Origin of the sequence: Sphingomonas sp. Leaf208, assembly GCF_001421415.1 — a bacterium.
Lineage (GTDB): Bacteria > Pseudomonadota > Alphaproteobacteria > Sphingomonadales > Sphingomonadaceae > Sphingomonas.
In genome coordinates, this window is the sequence record NZ_LMKH01000034.1 from 361643 (window position 1) to 383322 (window position 21680).

At 65.7% G+C, this 21680-nt stretch carries 17 protein-coding genes; 12 read left to right on the forward strand and 5 right to left on the reverse strand.

Translation table 11 applies throughout. The annotated features are described in order from the left end of the window. Positions 1-47 precede the first annotated feature (47 nt). The 7 genes from ASE69_RS14480 to ASE69_RS14510 all read left to right on the forward strand — a co-directional run bounded on the left by ASE69_RS14480 (position 48) and on the right by ASE69_RS14510 (position 9008). Positions 48-857, forward strand: a complete 810-nt coding sequence (locus ASE69_RS14480) for an undecaprenyl-diphosphate phosphatase (protein ID WP_056487979.1) — start codon at positions 48-50, stop codon at positions 855-857. A gap of 151 nt (positions 858-1008) precedes the next feature. Further along, positions 1009-2451: an NAD(P)-dependent oxidoreductase gene (locus tag ASE69_RS14485; RefSeq protein ID WP_056487984.1), complete on the forward strand. Its 1443-nt coding sequence runs from the start codon at positions 1009-1011 to the stop codon at positions 2449-2451. After that, complete coding sequence (locus tag ASE69_RS14490; protein ID WP_056487989.1) at positions 2448-2744, forward strand: nucleotidyltransferase domain-containing protein; 297 nt, start codon at positions 2448-2450, stop codon at positions 2742-2744. The genes ASE69_RS14485 and ASE69_RS14490 overlap by 4 nt, the downstream gene beginning before the upstream one ends. Then, positions 2741-3214, forward strand: a complete 474-nt coding sequence (locus tag ASE69_RS14495) for a hypothetical protein (protein ID WP_056487992.1) — start codon at positions 2741-2743, stop codon at positions 3212-3214. Before ASE69_RS14490 ends, ASE69_RS14495 begins: the two co-directional genes overlap by 4 nt. After that, on the forward strand, positions 3211-7719 hold the full coding sequence (gene gltB / locus ASE69_RS14500) for a glutamate synthase large subunit (RefSeq protein WP_156362342.1): 4509 nt from the start codon (positions 3211-3213) through the stop codon (positions 7717-7719). The genes ASE69_RS14495 and gltB overlap by 4 nt, the downstream gene beginning before the upstream one ends. Positions 7720-7999: 280 nt before the next feature. Further along, positions 8000-8674: a glutathione S-transferase family protein gene (locus ASE69_RS14505; RefSeq protein WP_056054264.1), complete on the forward strand. Its 675-nt coding sequence runs from the start codon at positions 8000-8002 to the stop codon at positions 8672-8674. After that, a complete protein-coding gene (locus ASE69_RS14510) occupies positions 8661-9008 on the forward strand; it encodes a tRNA-binding protein (protein ID WP_056487999.1) in 348 nt (115 codons plus the stop codon). Before ASE69_RS14505 ends, ASE69_RS14510 begins: the two co-directional genes overlap by 14 nt. Before the next feature lie 148 nt (positions 9009-9156). Here ASE69_RS14510 and ASE69_RS14515 read toward each other — a convergent pair whose 3' ends face one another. Beyond that, on the reverse strand, positions 9157-9831 hold the full coding sequence (locus ASE69_RS14515) for an OmpA family protein (protein WP_056488002.1): 675 nt from the start codon (positions 9829-9831) through the stop codon (positions 9157-9159). Positions 9832-10026: 195 nt separating this feature from the next. Between ASE69_RS14515 and ASE69_RS14520 the strand changes: the two genes are divergently transcribed. Continuing rightward, positions 10027-11328, forward strand: a complete 1302-nt coding sequence (locus tag ASE69_RS14520; protein ID WP_056488005.1) for a hemolysin family protein — start codon at positions 10027-10029, stop codon at positions 11326-11328. 416 nt (positions 11329-11744) lie between these two features. On the opposite strand, the gene ASE69_RS14525 is transcribed toward ASE69_RS14520, so the two are convergent. The 3 genes from ASE69_RS14525 to purD all read right to left on the reverse strand — a co-directional run bounded on the left by ASE69_RS14525 (position 11745) and on the right by purD (position 15235). Further along, positions 11745-12848, reverse strand: coding sequence for a VacJ family lipoprotein (locus ASE69_RS14525; protein WP_235518802.1), 1104 nt, complete (start codon positions 12846-12848; stop codon positions 11745-11747). 158 nt (positions 12849-13006) lie between these two features. Then, positions 13007-13774 (reverse strand): hypothetical protein, encoded by a 768-nt coding sequence (locus ASE69_RS14530; protein ID WP_056488011.1) that lies wholly within the window; start codon positions 13772-13774, stop codon positions 13007-13009. 198 nt (positions 13775-13972) lie between these two features. Continuing rightward, positions 13973-15235: a phosphoribosylamine--glycine ligase gene (gene purD / locus ASE69_RS14535; protein WP_056488014.1), complete on the reverse strand. Its 1263-nt coding sequence runs from the start codon at positions 15233-15235 to the stop codon at positions 13973-13975. Between purD and xseA the strand changes: the two genes are divergently transcribed. The 3 genes from xseA to ASE69_RS14550 are packed head-to-tail and all read left to right on the forward strand — an operon-like array spanning position 15234 to position 17710. Beyond that, positions 15234-16658: an exodeoxyribonuclease VII large subunit gene (gene xseA / locus ASE69_RS14540; protein WP_056488017.1), complete on the forward strand. Its 1425-nt coding sequence runs from the start codon at positions 15234-15236 to the stop codon at positions 16656-16658. The genes purD and xseA overlap by 2 nt on opposite strands. Before the next feature lie 12 nt (positions 16659-16670). Beyond that, the gene (locus ASE69_RS14545) at positions 16671-16871 is read left to right on the forward strand and encodes a DUF2093 domain-containing protein (RefSeq protein ID WP_055881745.1); all 201 of its coding nucleotides are present in this window, start codon (positions 16671-16673) and stop codon (positions 16869-16871) included. Beyond that, positions 16868-17710, forward strand: coding sequence for a M23 family metallopeptidase (locus ASE69_RS14550; protein WP_056488020.1), 843 nt, complete (start codon positions 16868-16870; stop codon positions 17708-17710). The genes ASE69_RS14545 and ASE69_RS14550 overlap by 4 nt, the downstream gene beginning before the upstream one ends. An 11-nt stretch (positions 17711-17721) precedes the next feature. Here ASE69_RS14550 and ASE69_RS14555 read toward each other — a convergent pair whose 3' ends face one another. Beyond that, positions 17722-18243, reverse strand: coding sequence for a hypothetical protein (locus ASE69_RS14555; protein ID WP_235518804.1), 522 nt, complete (start codon positions 18241-18243; stop codon positions 17722-17724). A 275-nt stretch (positions 18244-18518) separates the two neighbouring features. On the opposite strand from ASE69_RS14555, the gene ASE69_RS14560 reads away from it, so the two are divergent. After that, positions 18519-21614, forward strand: coding sequence for a TonB-dependent receptor domain-containing protein (locus tag ASE69_RS14560; protein WP_056488023.1), 3096 nt, complete (start codon positions 18519-18521; stop codon positions 21612-21614). Positions 21615-21680 lie beyond the last annotated feature (66 nt).

A 21680-nucleotide genomic window follows, 5' to 3' on the forward strand; every position in this document is an offset into this window, starting at 1 on the left:
CTACCTACCCTTGAGACTGCCCTGACCTACCGCGCCGGAGCTCCCGCTTGACCGAACTTCTCACCGTCATCCTCCTCGGCATCGTCGAGGGGATCACCGAATTCCTGCCCGTCTCCTCGACCGGGCATCTGATCCTCGCGACGCGGTTGCTCGGCTATGACGCGGGGCGCTGGGAGGTGTTCAACGTCGTCATCCAGCTCGGCGCGATCCTGGCGATCGTGGTGCTGTACTGGCGGACGTTCTGGGCAGTCGGCATGGGGCTGTTGAAGCGTGAGCCGAAATCCTGGCTGTTCCTGCGCAACCTGGTGGTCGCGTTTATCCCGGCGGCGGTGATCGGTCTCGCGTTGCACAAGCATATCGAGGCGCTGCTCGGGAACGCGGAGGTCGTCGCGATCGCGCTGATCGTCGGCGGCTTCGCGATCCTCGCGGTCGAGCGGTTCGCGCCGCGCAGCGACATCAGCGGCGTGGCGGACATCCCGCTGAAGACGGTAATTGGTATCGGTTTCCTTCAGTGCCTCGCGATGGTCCCCGGCGTCAGCCGCTCTGGTGCGACGATTCTCGGTGCGTTGGCGCTGGGCGTCGAGCGGCGCACTGCGGCCGAGTTCAGCTTCTTTCTTGCCATCCCGACGATGTTAGGGGCAAGCGCGCTCGAACTGCTGAAGAACCGCGATGCGATCGCGAGCGGCGGCGGTGTGGGGCTTGGTGCGATCGCGATCGGCGCTGCGGTGTCGTTCATCGTCGCGCTGCTGGTCGTGAAGTGGTTCGTCGGCATCGTCACCAAGCACGGGTTCGTGCCTTTTGCCTGGTACCGGGTAGCTGCCGGCTCGGCCGCACTGGTCTGGCTGCTTAGCAAGTAGGCCCACTTCGGCATCAATAAGGCTTGTTGAGAGTTGTTCTTACACAATTTACCTGATTTGACGAATTAATACGTCAGCTATCCTGGCATAATGGGCGATTTTACGGTGACAAGCCTCCGACGGCGCAATAACGCGGCTGTCGGAGGCATGTATGGCGAACGATTCGATGCTAAAGTTTGTCGGGCGGGAGCAATCCTATCCGGCAAAGCGCACCGCGGATGAGCGGCAGGAGGATTTCCGCGAGATCGCGCAGCGATACGCGGTTCAACCCGCCGAGGAGCAGGCCGGGCGCTGCTCGCAGTGCGGCGTGCCCTATTGTTCGGTCCACTGCCCGCTGCACAACCACATTCCCGACTGGCTCAGGCTGACCGCGGAAGGTCGGTTGCGCGAGGCGTATGAACTCAGCAACGCGACCTCGACCATGCCCGAGATCTGCGGCCGGATCTGCCCACAGGACCGGCTCTGCGAAGGCAATTGCGTCATCGAATTCACCGGGCACGGCGCGGTCACGATCGGCTCGGTCGAGAAGTTCATCACCGATACCGCCTGGGAAAATGGCTGGGTCGAGCCGCTGGTTCCCGGCAAGTCGCGCGGCCAGTCGGTTGGCGTGATCGGTGCCGGCCCGGCGGGCCTGACCGCGGCGGAATATCTGCGCGGGCACGGCTATGACGTCCACGTCTACGACCGCTACGATCGCGCGGGCGGGTTGCTCACCTACGGCATCCCCGGCTTCAAGCTCGAAAAGCCGATCGTCATGCGCCGGGTCGAGCGGCTCAAGGCCGCCGGCATCGTCTTCCACGAAGGCTTCGCGGTCGGCGACGATGCGAGCCTCGACGATCTCCGCCAGCGCCACGACGCGATCCTGATCGCGACCGGCGTCTACAAGGCGCGCGCGATGGACCTGCCCGGCGGCGGATCGAACGGCGTGGTCGCCGCGCTCGATTTCCTCGTCGCGTCGAACCGCAAGGGCTTCGGCGACGCCGTCCCCGCGTTCGACGACGGCAGCCTCAATGCCGAGGGCAAGGACGTCGTCGTGATCGGCGGCGGCGACACCGCGATGGACTGCGTCCGCACCGCGATCCGCCAGGGCGCCAAGTCGGTGAAGTGCCTCTACCGCCGCGATCGCGCCAACATGCCCGGCTCGCAGCGCGAAGTCGCCAACGCCGAGGAGGAAGGCGTCGAGTTCGTCTGGCTCTCCGGCCCGCAGAGCTTCGATGGCGGTGACACCGTGTCGAGCGTCAAAGTCCGGAAAATGCGCCTTGGTGCGCCTGATGCGAGCGGCCGCCGCGCACCCGAACCCGATCCCGCCGGCGACTATTCGGTGAACGCGGATCTCGTCATCAAGGCGCTCGGCTTCGACGCCGAGGACCTGCCGACGCTGTTCGCAACGCCGGAACTGGGCGTGAGCCGCTGGGGCACCGTGCTCGTCGACGGCAAGACGCTGATGACCTCGCTCGACGGCGTGTTCGCGGCAGGCGACATCGTCCGCGGCGCAAGCCTCGTCGTCTGGGCAATCCGCGATGGCCGCGATGTGGCGGCAACGATGCACAAGTGGCTGAAGACCAAGGCAGCCAACGCAAAGGTAGCGGCGTGAGGTTGAACCCCGAAGAGGTCGCGGCGATCAAGGAGGCCGCTGTGGAGACGTTCGGCGAAACCGCGGTCGTGCGCCTTTTCGGCAGCCGAGTCGACGACAGCGAGCGCGGCGGCGACATCGATCTCCACATCGAGGTCGATGACGTTGCAGACGAAGGGCGTGCCCGCGGGAAATTCGAGGACAGGCTGTTTCAACGGATCGACCCCCAAAAGGTCGATGTAGTGCTCACCATCCGTGGCGGTACGCCGCGTGGGTTCGAGCGCATCGCCTATCGCGATGGGATCGTGCTGTGACGGAACCCGAAGAGGACATCCTCGAAATGATCTGCGACCGGGTGCGGTCGCTTACCATCGCTCTCGACGAGGACATGCGGTTGCTCGGTACCGTACCGGCCGATCTGACGGCGTTCGGGGCGATGACGGAACACGGCCGCGTCGGATCGCGCGCGCTGCTGAAAACGGTCGAGCAGTTGGAAGACCAGTTGATGCGGCTGTTCCGTACCATTCTCCAAGCACGCGCCGTGGATACGAAGGACCTGTACGCCCGCGACGTTGCCAACCGGATGGAGTCGCTGCGGATCATCGATAGCGCCGACGGCTGGATGACGGTCGTCAAGCTGCGCAATCGTCTGGTCCACGACTATCCGCTGACCAGCGAAGCACGGTTCGCCAAGCTGGTCGAGGCGGTCCAGGCCACCGACATTCTCCGTGCCGCTACCCAGCGCGCGCTCACCTACGTCGACAAGAAGGAATGGTTGGCATGACCAACGAAACCGAACGCGCCCGTCTCGCTGCTGAAGGCATGTACCGCCCCGAATTCGAGGGCGACGCGTGCGGCGTGGGTCTAGTCGCCGCCACCGATGGCCGCGCGTCGCGGCGTGTCGTGCAGTCGGCGGTCGATGCGCTGAAAGCGGTGTGGCACCGTGGTGCGGTCGATGCGGACGGCAAGACCGGTGACGGCGCAGGCCTGCACATCGACCTGCCGCTGCGGTTCTTCGACGATGCGGTCGCAGCCTCGGGCCACAAGGTCCGCCCGAACCGTCTCGCGGTCGGCATGATCTTCCTCCCGCGCACCGATCTCGGCGCGCAGGAGGATTGCCGGACGATCGTCGAGAGCGCGATCATCGAGGCGGGCTACACCATCTACGGTTGGCGGCAGGTGCCGGTCGACGTGTCGGTGATCGGCCAGAAGGCGCAGGCGACGCGCCCCGAGATCGAGCAGATCATGATCGCCGGGCCATTACCCGAGGAGCAGGACGCCGCCGAGTTCGAAAAGACACTGTATCTCGTCCGTCGCCGCATCGAGAAGCGCGTGATCGCGGCGCAGATCCAGGGCTTCTACATCTGCTCGCTGTCGTGCCGCTCGATCATCTACAAGGGGCTGTTCCTCGCCGAATCGCTCTCCGTCTTCTACCCGGACCTGTGCGATCAGCGGTTCGAATCGCGCGTCGCGATCTTCCATCAGCGTTATTCGACCAACACCTTCCCGCAATGGTGGCTGGCGCAACCGTTCCGCTGCCTCGCGCACAACGGCGAGATCAACACGATCCGCGGCAACAAGAACTGGATGTTGTCACACGAGATCCGGATGGCGAGCCTCGCGTTCGGCGACAATTCGGAGGACATCAAGCCGGTGATCCCCGCCGGCGCATCCGACACCGCTGCATTGGACGCGGTGTTCGAGGCGATCTGCCGCTCGGGCCGCGACGCGCCGACCGCCAAGCTGATGCTTGTGCCCGAAGCCGCCAGCCCGGACATGCCGCCCGAGCATACCGCGATGTACCAGTATCTCGCGAGCGTGATGGAGCCGTGGGACGGCCCCGCCGCGCTGGCGATGACCGATGGCCGCTGGGCAGTCGCGGGCATGGACCGCAACGCGCTGCGGCCGCTGCGCTATACGCTGACCTCGGACGGCCTGCTGATCGTCGGCTCCGAGAGCGGCATGGTCGTCGTCCCCGAATCGACGATCGTCGCCAAGGGCCGGCTTGGGCCGGGCGAGATGATCGCGGTCGACCTCGACGAAGGTCGCCTGCTCCAGGATCGCGAAGTGAAGGATCGCATCTCGGGTGAGGCGGACTACGCCGCGATGATCGGCGAATTCCACACGCTCGCCGACCTGCCCTCGGTCGAGGACGCGATCGTCCGCTACGACCGCGCCGAACTAGCCCGTCGCCAGGTCGCCGCCGGCCAGACGATGGAGGACATGGAGCTGATCCTGTCGCCGATGGTCGAATCCGCGAAGGAAGCGATCGGATCGATGGGCGACGACACGCCGCTCGCGGTGATCTCGGACAAGCCGCGCCTCATCAGCCAGTTCTTCCGTCAGAACTTCAGCCAGGTCACCAACCCGCCGATCGATCCGTTGCGCGAGCGCCACGTGATGTCGCTCAAGACGCGGTTCGGTAATCTCGCCAACATCCTCGACGTCCGGGATCAGCGCGAGCGTGTGCTCGTGCTCGATTCGCCGGTGCTGACGGGCGAGCATTGGTCGCGATTGAAGGCGCATTTCGGCAACGCGGTCGCCGAGATCGACTGCACGTTCGAGGTCGGCGGTGGCCCGGAGAAGCTGCGCGCCGCGATCCAGCGCATCCGCAACGAGGCCGAACAGGCCGTACGCCAGGGCAAGAGCGAACTCTTCCTCACCGATGAAGCGATCGGCGAAGACCGTGTCGGCATCGCCGGTGTGCTCGCGGTGGCGGCGGTGCACACACATCTCGTCCGTCGCGGGCTGCGGTCCTACGCGTCGATCAACGTACGCACCTCCGAATGCCTCGACACGCATTATTACGCCGTCCTGATCGGCGTTGGCGCGACCACCGTGAACGCCTATCTCGCCGAAGCCGCCATTGCGGACCGGCAATCGCGCGGCCTGTTCGGCGATCTCGACCTCGCCGAATGCCTCCGCCGCCACCGCGTCGCGGTGGAGGAGGGGCTGCTCAAGATCATGTCGAAGATGGGTATCGCGGTCATCTCGTCCTACCGCGGCGGCTATAATTTCGAGGCGGTCGGCCTGTCACGCAGCTTGGTGAACGACCTGTTCCCCGGCATGCCCGCCAAGATCAGCGGCGAGGGCTATGCCTCGCTTCACGTCAACGCGACCGACCGGCATGAGGCGGCGTTCGATCCGGCGGTCGCGACGCTGCCGATCGGTGGCTTCTATCGCCAGCGGCATACCGGCGAGACGCACGCCTATTCCGCGCAGTTGATGCACCTGCTCCAGACCGCGGTCGCGACCGACAGCTATACGAGCTATCTGCAATTCTCGCGCGGCGTGTCCGACCTGCCGCCGGTGTATCTGCGCGATCTGCTCCAGTTCAACTTCCCCGCGGAGGGCGTCGCGGTCGACCAGGTCGAGGCGATCACCGAGATACGCAAGCGCTTCGTCACCCCCGGCATGTCGCTCGGCGCGCTGAGCCCCGAGGCGCACGAGACGCTGGCGATCGCGATGAACCGGATCGGCGCCAAGGCCGTGTCGGGCGAGGGCGGCGAGGACAAGTCGCGCTTCGTGCCGTACGCGAACGGCGACAATGCCAACTCGTCGATCAAGCAGGTCGCGAGCGGCCGGTTCGGCGTGACGGCGGAATATCTGAACGCGTGCGAGGAGATCGAGGTCAAGGTCGCGCAGGGCGCCAAGCCTGGCGAAGGCGGCCAGCTGCCCGGCTTCAAGGTCACCGAGTTCATCGCCAAGTTGCGCCATGCAACGCCCGGCGTGACGCTGATCTCGCCGCCGCCGCACCACGACATCTATTCGATCGAGGATCTCGCCCAGCTCATCTACGATTTGAAGCAGATCAATCCGCGCGCCCGGGTGTGCGTGAAGCTCGTCTCGTCGGCGGGCATCGGCACGGTCGCGGCGGGCGTGGCGAAGGCGCATGCCGACGTGATCCTGATCGCCGGCCATGTCGGCGGGACGGGCGCGTCGCCGCAGACTTCGATCAAATATGCCGGCACGCCGTGGGAAATGGGCCTGTCGGAGGTCAACCAGGTGCTGACGCTCAACGGCCTGCGCGGTCGCGTGCGGTTGCGCACCGATGGCGGGCTGAAGACCGGGCGCGACATTGTCATCGCGGCGATCCTCGGCGCGGAAGAGTTCGGGATCGGCACGCTGTCGCTGGTGGCGATGGGCTGCATCATGGTGCGGCAATGCCATTCGAACACGTGCCCGGTCGGCATCTGCACGCAGAACGACGCGCTCCGGCAGAAGTTCGTCGGCACGCCCGAGAAGGTGATCAACCTGATGACCTTCATCGCCGAGGAAGTCCGCGACATCCTAGCGCGGCTCGGCGTGAAGAGCCTGGACGACGTGATCGGCCGCACCGAGTTCCTGCGGCAGGTCAGCCGCGGGGCGGAGCATCTCGACGATCTCGATCTGAACCCGATCCTGGCGAAGGTCGATGCCGACGATTCGCAGCGCCGGTTCAGCCTGTCGACGTTCCGCAACGAAGTCCCCGACAGCCTCGACGCGCAGATCATCAAGGATGCGGCGGCGGTGTTCTCGCGCGGCGAGAAGATGCAGCTGACCTATTCGGTGCGCAACACGCACCGCGCGGTGGGGACGCGGCTGTCGAGCGAGATCACGCGGAAGTTCGGGATGTCGACGCTGGCGGATAACCACGTCACTATCCGTTTGCGCGGCTCGGCCGGCCAGTCGCTCGGCGCGTTCCTGTGCAAGGGCATCACCTTGGAAGTGTTCGGCGATTCGAACGACTATGTCGGCAAGGGGCTCTCGGGCGGCACGATCATCGTGCGGCCGGCGGTGAGTTCGCCTTTGGCGTCGCAGGAGAACACGATCATCGGCAACACCGTGCTTTACGGCGCGACCTCGGGCTGGCTGTTCGCGGCAGGGCAGGCGGGCGAGCGTTTCGCAGTCCGCAACTCGGGCGCGATCGTGGTCGTCGAGGGCTGCGGCGCGAACGGGTGCGAGTACATGACCAACGGCATCGCCGTGGTGCTCGGTGCGGTCGGCGCGAACTTCGGTGCGGGGATGACCGGGGGGATGGCGTTCGTCTACGATCCCGATGGCGTATTCGCGAAGCGCGCCAACCCGGAGAACATCACCTGGGACCGCGTGAAGTCGCTCCACTGGGCGGACGTGTTGCTCGACCTCGTTCGCGATCATGCAGACCACACCGACAGCAAATGGTCGAAGGGCCTACTGGAAGATTGGGACCGGGTTGCTCCGCATTTCTGGCAGATCGTGCCGAAGGAAATGCTGACGCGCTTGTCGCACCCATTGGACGACAGCGCGGAACTGGTTGCGGCGGAATAAGCCCAAGCCCTCACACCACCCCGGCGAAGGCCGGGGCCCAGTTGGGGGAGGTCCCTAACGAAGGACGGCGCTTCGTTACCGCGACCTTTCCAACTGGGCCCCGGCCTCCGCCGGGGTGGTACCTCCTGATGAAGTTACCGACTGCCCTCTTGTTCTCCCGCGAAGGCGGGAGCCCAGTCTGGATCCCCGCCTTCGCGGGGAAACACTCTTTGAGCGCAGCGTGCGTTAAACCCAACCCGCGCTAGTGACACAGCCGCCCCCCACCGCCTAAACGGATGGCATGTGGCAGCTTTATCAATTCCCCCTGTGTCCCTTCTCGCGAAAGGTGCGTCTGCTGCTGGGCGAGAAGGGGGTCGGCTACGAACTGGTGCGCGAATCGCCCTGGGATCGCCGCGACGAGTTCATGGACATGAACCCCGCCGGCCAGACACCGGTGATGGTCGATGCGTCGCGCGGTGTCGCACCGCTGATCGATTCGATGGCGATCTGCGAATTCTTCGAGGAAACCGTCGAGAAGGCGGCGATGATCAACGGCACCGCGACCAACCGCGCCGAAATCCGCCGGCTGGTCACGTGGTTCGACACGCATTTCTACCGCGACGTCACCGGACCGCTGCTTCACGAACGCATGGTCAAGCGCCTCGCCCACCGTACCGCACCTGATGCCAAGGGGCTCCGTGAAGCGATGAAGGCCGCGGTCGGGCACCTCGATTATATGGATTACCTGCTCGATCACCGGAACTGGCTCGGCGGCGCGACGATGAGCCTAGCCGATCTTGCGGCTGCCGCGCAGATCTCGGTCACCGATTATCTCGGCGGGATCGACTGGAAGGGCCACGACCAGACCGCACGCTGGTATCGCGGCTTCAAGAGCCGCCCGAGCTTCCGCCCGCTGCTATCCGAACGGATGGAGCTGATCTCACCCCCGGCGCACTACGACAATGTCGATTTCTGATCAGATCACGTTCCCGGACTTCGAGAAGGTCGACATCCACGTCGGCACGATCGTCGAGGCCGAACCCTTCCCCGAAGCGCGCAAGCCCGCGATCAAGCTGCGGATCGATTTTGGTGCGGAGATCGGCGTGAAGCGCTCGTCCGCGCAGATCACTGAGCATTATACGCCGGAGACTCTGATTGGCCGCCAGGTCGCCGCGGTCATCAACTTTCCGCCACGTCAGATCGGCCCGATGATGTCCGAGGTCCTGACGCTCGGATTCCCCGATGCGGACGGGAAGGTCGTGCTGATCTCGCCGACCGGACCAATTCCAAACGGCGGGCGACTGTTCTGAACAATAATCCTCCCCCGCCAGGGGGAGGTGGCTGGCGCTTGCTAGTCGGAGGGGGAGGAACGCGAAACGGCTGTTCCGTGTCCTCCCCCTCCGTCACCTTCGGCGACACCTCCCCCTGGCGGGGGAGGATCAGCAGCACCCCCGCCGCTTACTGGCGCAGGTCGTTCTGCGTGATCGGCACGATCTTCACCTCGACGCGACGGTTCGCAGCGCGCCCGGCATCGGTGTCATTCGACGCGATCGGCTGCGTTTCGCCGTAGCCGCGCGTACCGATGCGCGCAGTCTGCACGCCGTGGCCCGCCAGATAATCCGCGACCGACCGCGCACGACGCTCCGACAGCGTCTGGTTATAGGCGTCGCTGCCGGTCGAATCGGTATGCCCGTACACGTCGATATAGGTCTGGTTGTACTGCGACAGCGTATCCGCGACCTGGTCGAGCGTCCGCTGGAACTGCGGCTGCACGTTGGCGCTGTCATACGCGAAGGTGATGCCCGACGGGATGTTCAGCACGAGATCGTCGCCCTGGCGGATCACCTGCACGTCGGTGCCGGCAGTGCGCGCGCGCAAGTCGCGCTCCTGCTTGTCCATGTACGCGCCGATGCCCGCACCCGCGAGACCACCGATGCCCGCGCCGAGCAGCTTCTCGGTCCGGTCATGTCGTCCACCGACCACGTCGCCGAACAGATAGCCGCCCAGCGCGCCGCCGATACCGCCGAGAGCGGTCTTCGAGATCGTCTGGCGACCCGTCTCGGGATCGGTCGTGCAGCCGCTGGTGGCGATCAGTGCGGCGATCGCAGCACCTGCGAACATCTTGGTTTTCATAGATAATCTCCCTGGGACGTGATGGATGACGGCATTTCGCCCGATACCGCCGATAACCCGGTGTCACGACGATTGTTCCGCCTGCGCACTGAACCGAGCCTGACCATCTTCGCGGCGTAATGTCGAGTATACGCCACCCTGCGCGCAAGGACGGTTGTGCGACGGACCGTTGTCCTGCAAAGAGCGCGTGAGCCAATGGCACCGCTTCCCCCCTTCCCCTGGATCGACGTCGCGATCATCCTCGCGCTCGTCGCGTTGAACGGTGTGTTCGCGATGAGCGAACTCGCGATCGTCTCCGCACGCAAAGCGCGGCTCGAGGCAATGGCGCGCTCGGGCAAGAAGGGCGCGCGCGCCGCCCTCGTGCTCGCCGCCGACCCCGGCAAGTTCCTGTCGACCGTCCAGATCGGCATCACGCTGATCGGCATCCTCGCGGGTGCCTATTCGGGCTCCAGCCTCGGCATGCCGACCGCCGCGCGGTTGCAGGCATGGGGCCTGTCCGCCTCGACCGCGGAGACCGCCGGGTTCGCGATCGTCATCGGCTTGACCACCTACGCGTCGCTGATCATCGGCGAGCTCGTCCCCAAGCAGTTCGCGCTGCGTGCGCCCGAGGCGATCGCCTCGTTCATGGCGCCGGTCATGCGCTGGCTCGCGATCGGCACCGCGCCGATCGTCTGGGTGCTCGATTCGACCAGCGCACTCATATTCCGCGCGCTTCGCTTGAACCGCGAATCGGAAGAGCACGTCACCGCTGAAGAACTCCACATGATCGTCGCCGAGGCGTCAAAGTCGGGCATCATCGAGGAGCATGAGCGCTCGATCATCTCGGGCGTCGTCCGCCTTGCGGATCGCCCGGTGCGCGAAGTGATGACGCCGCGGACCGAGATCGACTGGCTCGACTGCGACTGGGGCCCCGACGAGATCCGCGAGACGCTGCTCGCGTCGCAGCATACCCGCCTGCCGGTCGGCGAAGGCTCGATCGACGCGGTAAAGGGCGTCGTCCAGGCGCGCGATATCGCCGCGGCACTGTTCCGCGGCGAGCCGATCGACCTGCGCGCACTGATGCGGAAAGCGCCCGTCGTGATCGACCAGATCGACGCGATGGACGCGTTGCTGGCGCTCCGTGAGGCCGAGGTGCCGATGGCGCTGATCCACGACGAATACGGCCATTTCGAAGGCATCGTGACGCCAGCCGATCTGCTCGCGGCGATCGCCGGCGAGTTCAAGTCGGACTCGGATCCGGACGATGCGCCTTCTGTGGTGGTGCGCGACGACGGGTCGTTGCTGGTGGCGGGGACGATGGCGGCGGACTCGCTCGCCGACCGCCTTGGCATCGACCTGCCCGAGGACCGCGACTACGCGACCGTCGCGGGGCTCGCGCTGTCGGTGTTCCGCCATCTGCCGGGCGAGGGCGAGAGCTTCGTCGAGCAGGGCTGGAAGTTCGAGATCGTCGACCTCGACGGCCGGCGGATCGACAAGCTGCTGGTGAGCGAAGTCTGAGGGATTGGCTTGGCGCGCGTAAGGTCGAACACAGCGTCTCCGTTCTGCACCACCCCGGCGAAGGCCGGGGCCCAGTTGGCAAGTTCGCAGTGACGAAGCGCTACCTCCGGTTTGCAACGTTCCCCAACTGGGCCCCGGCCTCCGCCGGGGTGGTGATTGGGTAGGGTGGGTAGTCGCTCTTCACTCAGGTACTCGTGCCACACGCGCGAAGACGCGCTGATCCCCACAATCCGTTCGTCCTGAGTAGCCGCTGAGCTTGTCGAAGCGGCGTATCGAAGGACAGGTTGGCGCGCGGAACTCATGCTTCGATACGAGCCCTCGATACGCTCCTGACGGAGCTACTCGGTCTCTACTCAGCACGAACGGAAAGGGCAGGGGGAGGGAAGAAGAGACGAGCCCGTTCGGCTCCGCCTCTTTTACTGACCGGTTTCGGCAGCGGGCTTCGCATCAACCGCCGGCGTCGCGACCACCGGAGCCTCCATCGGCACCTCCGAAACCGGCTTGGCCCCAGGCTCCAGATCGCTCGGCACGAACGGCACCACGCTCGGCGGCGGCCCCGACATCCCCGCCGGATCACCTTCGACGCGCCCGTGGAGGTGGTCGATCTCCGCCTGCCGCCGGTTGAGATAGAACGACCGCGTCGCCGCATACGGATCCGGCGAGTTGTCGTGCAGGTCCTTCAGCGTCTGGTCGAACTCCGACCGGTGATCGAGTGCACCCAGGATACCCGCGGGGATGGCGTACGCCGTGCTGGTGAACGGCTTGCCGAAGGCGACCGGCAGGATCAGGCGATCGACCGCACCGCCCAGCAGATCGCGGATCGTGGTCGGTCCGACCAGCGGCAGGAACAGGAACGGGCCGTTCTTGACGCCGTAATAGCCGAGCGTGTTGGCGAACCCGTTCGACCGCCGCGGTAGGTGGAACGGCTTCTTTTTGGCCATGTCGAGCACGCCGGCCACGCCGATCGTCGTGTTGATCGCGAACCGTCCGACCGTCTCCGCTGCCTTGCCCGGCTTGAACTGGAGCAGGAAGTTCAGGAAGACGATCGGCTCGCGCAGATTGTAGAGGAAATTGTGGATGCCGCGTCGAATGGGGCTCGGCACGGTCTTCTTGTAGGTCCGCGCGACCGGGCCGATCACCGCGTCGTCTACCTTCTGCGTCACCGCGAACGACTCGGCGTTGACCGCGCGCAGCGGATCGCCCGCAGTTTCCTTGCGGCCGGTGACGATGATGTCGTTCGGCGTCCGCTGGGCGGGCGGGGTTCCCAATGGAGCGGGGCCGACCGGCGGAATGTCCTGCGTCGGCAGCCCCTGGGCGAAAATCTCGATCGCTGGAAGCGACGCGGCGAGCGCTAGCGGCGAAACCGCCATCGCCGCGACGGGTTGGAAGTCACCCGCGAACGGCGACACTACCGCGCCCGGCAGCGCCACGCTCGCACCGACGTCCGGCAACGCTATCGGCGCGGCCGTCACGTGAACGGGGGCAGCCGTCAACAGCATTGCGCTCATCGTTACCAGCATGTGCACTCATCGCCCTGTTATCGGCCGCTCTCCTACATCGAGATGCGACGCGCCTGACATGCCCGTCAGCGCGCGTGCAGCATAGAGCCAATCGTCATCCGCGCGTGCGGATCGAGGTTAACCGATCGTGCGGCTATCCTATCCTGCTAGCGCGTAGCTCAGAGCTTGCCGAACACCGCCTCGAAGCCGGCCTTGTCCCCGGCAGCGAGCAACCGCGCCTGCTCGATCCAGCGATCGCGACCCATCCGACCAGTGAAATTGCCAAGCTGCGCGTCGATGCGCTGCGCCTCGCTCTCCGACAGCGCCGCCATCTCGCCGACCGTCGACACGCCCAGCGTGCCAAGCTGCGCAGCGACCTTCGGGCCAAGCCCCTTCAACTGCGTGACGGGACCATCGGCATAGGACGGCGCGGGCGCAGACGGTTCGACCGGCGCCATCGCCTCGGCCGCCGGGCTCGCCTCCATCGGCGATGCGGCGGCGATCGGTTCGTCGTTCAACCGGTCGGAAGTGCTCGCGCTATCGACCTGGGGAGCGAGCGGTACGACCGCCGGTGGGGACGCGATCGGGTTTGGCGTGTGTTCGACCGGCGCCGAGACGGGCTTCGGTTCGGGTGTTGGAGCAGGTGCCACCGGGGCAGGTGCGGGCGTAACGGTCCGCGTTTGCGACTGGGACTGCTCACTACGGCGGTTTTCGTCGTTACGTTCTTCCGCGATAGGCTCAGGGGTAACACCGGCCTCCTTGGCGTGTGCGATCACGTCGCGCGTCGCCTTCGTGCGGCTGCGTTTCGCCCTGATACCCCAGATCAGCCCGATCAGGACCAGGATCGCGACGACGGCGATGATCATGAAGTGGATCGCCGTCAGCGTGGCGATGCCATCGGGCAACAGGCTCAGACCGGAGGTGGAGGTCGCGGAAGTTTCGTTCATTCCCATACCGTAGCGATGCGCGCGAAAGGCGGCGAGACCTAATTGGCAGGGCGGTCACCTCCGATCCTCCCCCGCCAGGGGGAGGTGGCACCGAAGGTGACGGAGGGGGAGGACACGGAACCGAGGTTATCCCTTGCCTCCCCCTCCGTCTGGCAAGCGCCAGCCACCTCACCCTGGCGGGGGAGGATCAGGCGCGCATCACCCGCGCGCGATTTCCCGCCAGCCGATGTCGCTGCGGTAGAAGCCCTCCGCGAAGTCGATCGCCTCGACCGCGCGATACGCGTTCGCCTGCGCCATTGCGACGGTGTCGCCGGTCGCCGTCACCGCAAGAACGCGCCCGCCGGACGCGACCAACCCACCGTCCTCAAGCCGCGTGCCTGCGTGGAACACAGTGCCGCCAGCAGCCCGCGCGGAGTCCAGTCCGACGATCGATCCGCCGGATTTGGGCGTCCCCGGATAGCCCTCCGCCGCCATAACCACTGTCAGCGCGGTTTCGTCGCTGAACTGCGCCGCAGGCATCTCGCCGAGCCGCCCCTCTGCGGTCGCCAGCATCGTCGCCAGCAGGTCACCCTGGAACCGCATCATCAGCACCTGCGTCTCGGGATCGCCGAACCGCGCGTTGTACTCGATGAGCTTGGGCCCCTGCGGCGTCAGCATCAGTCCCGCATATAGCACGCCACTGAAGGGCATGCCCTCCGCCGCCATCGCCGCCACGGTCGGCGCCACGATCTCGTCGATCGCGCGCTTTTCCAGCGCGGGCGTCAGGACGAGGGCAGGGCTGTACGCGCCCATCCCGCCGGTGTTCGGGCCGGTATCGCCTTCGCCGACGCGCTTGTGATCCTGCGCGGAGCCGAACGGCATCAGCGACACGCCGTCGGTCAGCACGAAGAGGCTCGCCTCCTCGCCTTCGAGGAACTCCTCGATCACCGCCTCGGCTTCCCCGTCGGCGAACAGCGCGTCGAGCGCGGCATCGGCTTCGGCAGCGCTGAACGCGATGACCACGCCCTTGCCCGCGGCGAGCCCGTCCGCCTTGATGACGACCGGCAGCGAGAAGGTGCGGGCGAGCGCGATATCCGCCTCTTCGCGGCTCTTCACGCGGACATAGCCCGCGGTCGGGATGCCGGCGCGAAGGCACAGATCCTTGGTGAAGCCCTTCGACCCCTCCAGCTGCGCCGCCGCCTTCGAAGGCCCGAACACGGGGACGTCCGCTGCGCGCAGCGAGTCCGCCAGCCCGTCGACCAGCGGCGCCTCGGGGCCGATCACGACCAGCCCGACCTCATGCTCGCGGACGAACGCCACCACCGCGCTATGATCCGTCGCATCGAGCGGCACGAGCGTCGCAACGCGCGCGATCCCGGGGTTGCCCGGCGCGGCATACAGCGTATCGAGGCCGCGAGATTGCACCAGCTTCCACGCGAGCGCATGTTCGCGACCCCCCGAGCCCAGCAGCAGGACGTTCATGCCCGATCCCTTTTCCGATGAATTGTCCAGCGACATGGGCCGGCTGGTAGCCGAGCCGGTCGCCGGCGACAACGCACTCGCCATGTCGGTCGGCGAACTCGCGTTCAAGCTGAAGCGGATGGTCGAGGGCGAATTCGGCCATGTACGGCTGCGCGGCGAGATATCGGGCTGGAAGCGCGTCGCCTCCGGGCATTGCTACATGTCGTTGAAAGACGACCAGGCGGTGATCGACGGCGTCATCTGGAAGGGCAATGCGTCGAGCCTCGCCTTCGTGCCGCAGGACGGCATCGAGGTGATCGCCACCGGCAAGCTCACCACCTATCCCGGCCGCTCGAAATACCAGATCGTGATCGAGCGGATGGAGCTGGCGGGCGCCGGCGCGCTGATGGCGCTGCTCGAGAAGCTGAAGGCGAAGCTGGCGGGCGAGGGGCTGTTCGACGGCACGCGGAAGAAGCGCCTGCCGTTCATGCCGAAGGTGATCGGCGTCGTCACCTCGGGCACCGGCGCAGTGATCCGCGACATTCTCCACCGCCTCGAGGATCGCTGCCCGACTCACGTCATCGTCTGGCCGGTGAAGGTGCAGGGCGAAGGGTCCGCCGCCGAGATCGCCGCCGCGGTGCGCGGGTTCGACGCGATCGTCCCCGGCGGCCCGGTGCCGCGCCCCGACCTGGTGATCGTCGCGCGCGGCGGTGGCTCGGTCGAGGATTTGTGGTCGTTCAACGAGGAAGTCGTCGTTCGCGCGGTCGCCGCCTGCACGATCCCGATCATCTCCGCCGTCGGCCACGAGACAGACACAACCCTGTGCGACTTCGCCGCCGACCTGCGCGCACCGACGCCGACCGCCGCGGCCGAGATTGCGGTGCCGGTGCTCGCCGACCTGCGCCTGACGATCGACAGCCACCGCAACCGGACCGAACGCTGCGCCCGCCGCCATGTCGAGCGCGGTCGCGAACGCCTCGATGCATTGGCACGGTTGTTGCCGAAGCGCGACCAGTTGCTCGGGCCACAGCGCCAGCGCGCGGACGATTTCGGCCAGCGGCTGGATCGCGGGCTGGAGCGGCGGCTGACCCTCGCGCGCGGCAGTCTCGATCGTTCGGGCGCCGCGCTCCGACCTGCCACTTTGGAGCGCAAACTCGAAGCCAAGCGCGCGCAGCTCGACGCGACGTGGCGGCTCGTCCAGTCGCTCAACCCCGACGCGATCCTCGACCGCGGCTATGCCCGCGTCACCACCCGCCCCGGCGGCGAGACGCTCGCCTCGGCCACGTCGGCGCGCGAGGCGGGGACGCTGACGCTCCACTTCCGCGACGGCGTCGTGGATGCGGTAACGGACACCGGCCTTGAGCGCCCCGCCGCCAAAACCTATGCTGCCCCCAAGGCGAAGGCCGCGCCCGATCCGGCGCCGCGCCAGCCGACCCTGCTGTAGAGAAGACCCGCCATGCTGATGTCCAACTCCGACCGTGCCGCGCGCCTGCACTATATGGCCAACGGTTTCCGCGTGCTCAGCCCCGGCGACCACGTCGCCTGCGCCGCCACCGGCCACCGCATCGCGCTCGAAGACCTGCGCTACTGGAGCGTCGCGCGCCAGGAAGCCTATGCCACCGCCGCCGCCGCCAGCGAAGCGATGGCCCCACGATGATCCGCGCGGCGGTGCTCGTCCTGCTGGCTGCATCCGGTGCCGCCGCCCAGCAAGCACCGCCCTCGAATACCGCGCTCCAGTCCACATTCCGCTGGACCGGCACGCTCAGCCAGGGCGGGCTGATCCTCGGCGCCGCCCCTGCCGGTACGCGCACGCTCAAGCTCAACGGCAAGCCGATCGCGCTATCCCCCGACGGCCGTTTCGTCGTCGGCTTCGACCGCGATGCAGCGCCGCAAGCATCGCTCGTCGCAACACTCGCCGACGGTCGAAGTGTTACGCAAAGCCTCACGATCGCACCGCGCGCATGGCGGATCGAGCGCCTCGACACGCTCCCCAAATTCCCCGCGCCCGACCCGGTCTTCGCCAAACTGCGTCCGCCCGAGCTAGCCCAGATCGTCGCCGCTCGCGCGCGCACCAGCGACGCGCAAGGCTGGCGCCAGGCGTTCGCATGGCCCGCCACCGGTCGCATCTCCGGCCTGTTCGGCGCGCAACGCATCTACAAGGGCGACCCCGGTAGCTATCATTCAGGCACCGACATCGCCAAGCCAACCGGCACGGTCGTCACCGCCCCCGCCGACGGCGTGGTGATCCTCGCGGCGGACCACCCCTTCACGCTCGAGGGAAACCTCCTGATGCTCGACCACGGCATGGGCCTCAACAGCGCGTTCCTCCATCTGTCGCGGATCGACGTGAAGCTCGGTGACCACGTGACGAAAGGCCAGCCAATCGGCGTGTCCGGCATGACCGGCCGCGCCACCGGTCCCCATCTCCACTGGGCATTGCGCTGGAACGACGCCAAGCTCGACCCGATGCTGGTGGCGGGCGTGATGCGACCGTAGGTGACGAGCGCTCAGTTCAGTCGTTTCGCCTTCACACCCGGCTGGCCGCCGACGCTTAGCTTGAAACTCCCTAAGGCACCGCGCTTGATGACGACTTTATCGTTTGCCCGTGGACGCCGCGCGATCGTGTAATCATCCGTCTGGATCCATCGCGCGCCATCGGCCAGTTGGAAACTCCATCGGCCGGCGCCATCCACCGACGCACCGGTGAGAGTCGTCTCGATCTGCGGCAGGTCGTTGCCGTTGCCGAACAAGCCGGTATCGGGCAGCGTTATCCCAAACAGATTTCGGCGCGTTTCGCGAACTTGTTGCTGGTCGATGACGACGACCGCTTGATCGGCTTCCGCGGTATCCAGCGCCGCCACCGAGTGATCGAAGCAGGCCAGCCGCGCCAATGGTTTGGTCACGGTGCGGCATTGCGTGACGGCAACCAGCAGCGGGGACCGCTCCGCCTTGCGCGGCTTGGACGCCGCGGCCGCAGGATACTGCGCCATGATCAACGAGGTTGAAATTGCCAGAATCGTGATCCGCATGAGCGTCCTACCTCGTTAGCGAGAAGCGTCGGAATAGGCAGCGCCGGCCAGAGCGGCAAGTCCATCACGTGCAGCATGCCGTTACGGCATCGTCCCGAAATTGTGGCCATTGGGTAACATAACTGTCGTAATGCGACGAGTAGCGGCGATCCCGTAATTTTCTTTTGGACAAGGCACCTCTGACTTGCGAGATCGTCGTCAGCTGCGGTCGGGCGACCGCACAATAGATCGTATCGGCCGGAAACGTTCGCCGATATAAAAGGGATAGACCAACCATGCGAAACCATATGTTTCGGGACTGCCTGCTCGCATCGACGATGATCGCGGGTGCTGCGATTGCATTGCCCGCCTACGCGCAGACTACCCCGGCACCCGCGCCGCAGGGCGCGACGAGTGACGACGCTGCAGCATCGACCACGCCGGCGCTGTCCAACACGCCGAGCCAGGACCCAGCTGCTGCCGGTACGGCTGGCAGCGGTGACATCGTCGTCACCGGGTCGCGTATTTCGAATCCGAACCTGACGTCGGCCAGCCCGATCACCGTCGTTAACGCAGCCGAGATCAAGCTGCGCGGTTCCAGCCGCATCGAGGACGTGCTGAACAGCCTGCCGCAGGCTTTCGCGTCGCAGAGCTCGTCGGTCTCGAATGGTTCGAACGGCACTGCCACGGCCAACCTGCGCAACCTTGGCGATCAGCGCACGCTGGTGCTGGTGAATGGTCGCCGCCTGATGCCGGGCGATCCCGTCTCGACCAGCTCGGCCGCGGATCTTAACGTGATCCCGGCGTCGCTGATCAAGCGCGTCGACGTGCTGACCGGTGGTGCCTCCTCGGTCTATGGTTCGGACGCTGTCGGCGGCGTGGTCAACTTCGTCCTCGATGATCAGTATGAAGGCGTCAGCCTAGATACGACGGGCGGAATCTATAATCACAACAACCGCAGCAAGCGCTTCCAGGCGCTGTCGGCCGCCAAGGGTTTTCCCGCCCCGAGTGGTCAGGCCTTCGACGGTACGCAATTTGACATCAACCTGAAAGTCGGCGCCGGTACCAGCGACGGCCGCGGCCATGTCGTCGGCTATATGGGGTATCGTAAGATCGGCGCGATCTTGCAGGGTGACCGCGATTATAGCTCGTGCGGGCTGAACGTGCCTGCTGCCGGCAATGAATATGTTTGCGGCGGATCAGGCACTGGCTTCCCCGCCAATTTCACGCTTCAGGCGCGTGATGGCCTGCCGCGCAACCTGACGCTGGACAGCGCTGGTAACTTAATATCCGGTCAGTCGCTCTACAACGCCAATCCGCTGAATTATTATCAGCGTCCGGACAAGCGTTACACCGCCGGCTTCCTTGCCAACTACGAAGTTAGCAGCGCCTTCAAGCCGTATGCCGAATTCATGTTCATGGACGATCGCACCGTGGCGCAGATCGCGCCATCGGGCGACTTCAGCAACACGACCACGCTCAACTGCAACAACCCGTTGCTGTCCGCGGCCCAGGTCGCTTCCTTCTGCCGTGCGACGAACCTGCTGACCGACGCCGGCACAGTGGCAGGGACTACGGGTGTACCGGCGGCGGTATTCCTGAATCCTGACGGCAGCACCTACAATCGCGCTGCCGTCAACATTGGGCGTCGCAACGTCGAAGGTGGCGGACGTCAGGCCGATCTGCGCCACACTTCGTATCGCATCCTGGCCGGTGCGCGGGGCGATATCGGTAAGGGTGTCTCGTATGACTTCTATGGTCAGTTCGGCAGCACCATCTTCAACGAGGTATATCGCAACGAGTTCTCGATCACCAAGACGACCCGCGCGCTCGACGTGATCGCGGGCCCCGGCGGTGTTCCCACCTGCCGGTCGGTCGTTGACGGCTCGGACCCGACGTGCGTTCCGCTCAACATCTTCGGTGCGGCTCGGATCACGCCGGAAGCCCTCGCCTATGTGCAGCAGAGCGGCTTCCAACAGGGCCAGACCAAGGAGAAGATCGTCAGCGGCTCGCTGACCTTCAAGGGCAGCGAATACGGTGTGCAGTCGCCGTTCGCCTCCGAGGGCATCGCGCTGAACGTCGGTGCCGAATATCGCGAAGAGTCGCTGTCGCTCGAGGTGGATCAGGCGTTCCAGACGGGCGATCTCGCCGGCCAGGGCGGCCCTACCCTGCCGATCAGCGGCGGCTACAACGTGAAGGAGGCCTTTGCCGAACTCCAGGTTCCGCTCGTCAGCGATCGCCCATTCTTCCAAGAGCTGACGGTCAACGGTGGTTTCCGCTACTCGGACTACAGCACCGCCGGTTCGGTCACCTCATACAAGGGCGAACTGGTCTGGGCGCCGGTCCGCGACATCCGCTTCCGTGGCGGGTACAACCGCGCGGTGCGTGCGCCTAACGTGCAGGAGCTGTTCGTTGGCCAGTCGGTGCAGATCGACGGCGCTACCGATCCCTGCGCGGGTCCTGCCGTCGGCGGCCTCGTCAACGGCAACACCGCGGCGCAATGTGCCCTCACCGGCGTCACCGCAGCCCAGTTTGGCGGCATCGATGTCAACAGTTCCGATCAGTATAACGGCCTGATCGGCGGCAACCCGAACCTGAAGCCCGAGAAGGCCGACACGTTCACGGCCGGCGTGATCATCCAGCCAACGTTCCTCCCGGGCTTCACCGCATCGGTGGACGCGTTCCGGATCAAGGTGAAGGACATCATCGGTGTCATCGGTGCCGATACCATCATCAACCAGTGTCTTCAGACTGGCGACGCCGCGCTGTGCGGTGCGATCAATCGCGATGCTAACGGGTCGCTCTACCAGACCACCCGCGGCTTTATCGTCGATACCAACGTCAACGCCGGTTCGTTGACGACCCAGGGCATCGATGCGTCGCTCGGCTACACACTGCGGACGACCAATATCGGTACCTTCGCGCTCGCCGCTAACGGTACGTACACCGACAAGTTCGAGTCGGATAAGGCTGGCGCCAAGTTCGATTGCGCGGGTTATTTCGGTGCGCAGTGCGGGTATCCGCAGTCCAAGTGGCGCCACAGTGTGCGTCTGACCTATACCGCGCCGAGCGGCGTGGGCCTCTCCGGCAACTGGCGCTATCTCTCGAAGACGAAGTTCGAGAATACCAGCAGCAATGCCGATCTTGCGAACAGCTTCTTCCCGCTGGATGCGAGCATCAAGGCGCAGAGCTATTTCGACCTGGCTGCCACAGTGCGGGTTGAGGATAAGTTCACCTTCCGGGCCGGCGCGAACAACGTGTTCGACAAGTCGCCTCCGATCCTCAGCTCGACGGCAACGCCGATCGGCTCGTTCGGTAACGGCAACACCTATCCTGGCATCTTCGAAGGCGCGGGTCGCTATCTGTTCGTTGGTCTGACCATCGATATGTAATCGATCCTTCGGGACCGAAATTGGGGCGGCAGATCATCGATCTGCCGCCCCTTTTTTTGTTCGAAG

Excerpts from the sequence above, each read along its gene's own strand:
- ASE69_RS14485 (WP_056487984.1), top strand. The coding sequence starts at position 1,009 with ATGGCGAACGATTCGATGCTAAAGTTTGTCGGGCGGGAGCAATCCTAT.
- gltB (WP_156362342.1), top strand. The coding sequence starts at position 3,211 with ATGACCAACGAAACCGAACGCGCCCGTCTCGCTGCTGAAGGCATGTAC.
- ASE69_RS14505 (WP_056054264.1), top strand. The coding sequence starts at position 8,000 with ATGTGGCAGCTTTATCAATTCCCCCTGTGTCCCTTCTCGCGAAAGGTG.
- ASE69_RS14510 (WP_056487999.1), top strand. The coding sequence starts at position 8,661 with ATGTCGATTTCTGATCAGATCACGTTCCCGGACTTCGAGAAGGTCGAC.
- ASE69_RS14515 (WP_056488002.1), bottom strand. The coding sequence starts at position 9,831 with ATGAAAACCAAGATGTTCGCAGGTGCTGCGATCGCCGCACTGATCGCC.
- ASE69_RS14520 (WP_056488005.1), top strand. The coding sequence starts at position 10,027 with ATGGCACCGCTTCCCCCCTTCCCCTGGATCGACGTCGCGATCATCCTC.
- ASE69_RS14525 (WP_235518802.1), bottom strand. The coding sequence starts at position 12,848 with ATGCTGGTAACGATGAGCGCAATGCTGTTGACGGCTGCCCCCGTTCAC.
- ASE69_RS14530 (WP_056488011.1), bottom strand. The coding sequence starts at position 13,774 with ATGAACGAAACTTCCGCGACCTCCACCTCCGGTCTGAGCCTGTTGCCC.
- xseA (WP_056488017.1), top strand. The coding sequence starts at position 15,234 with ATGCCCGATCCCTTTTCCGATGAATTGTCCAGCGACATGGGCCGGCTG.
- purD (WP_056488014.1), bottom strand. The coding sequence starts at position 15,235 with ATGAACGTCCTGCTGCTGGGCTCGGGGGGTCGCGAACATGCGCTCGCG.
- ASE69_RS14545 (WP_055881745.1), top strand. The coding sequence starts at position 16,671 with ATGCTGATGTCCAACTCCGACCGTGCCGCGCGCCTGCACTATATGGCC.
- ASE69_RS14550 (WP_056488020.1), top strand. The coding sequence starts at position 16,868 with ATGATCCGCGCGGCGGTGCTCGTCCTGCTGGCTGCATCCGGTGCCGCC.
- ASE69_RS14555 (WP_235518804.1), bottom strand. The coding sequence starts at position 18,243 with ATGCGGATCACGATTCTGGCAATTTCAACCTCGTTGATCATGGCGCAG.
- ASE69_RS14560 (WP_056488023.1), top strand. The coding sequence starts at position 18,519 with ATGCGAAACCATATGTTTCGGGACTGCCTGCTCGCATCGACGATGATC.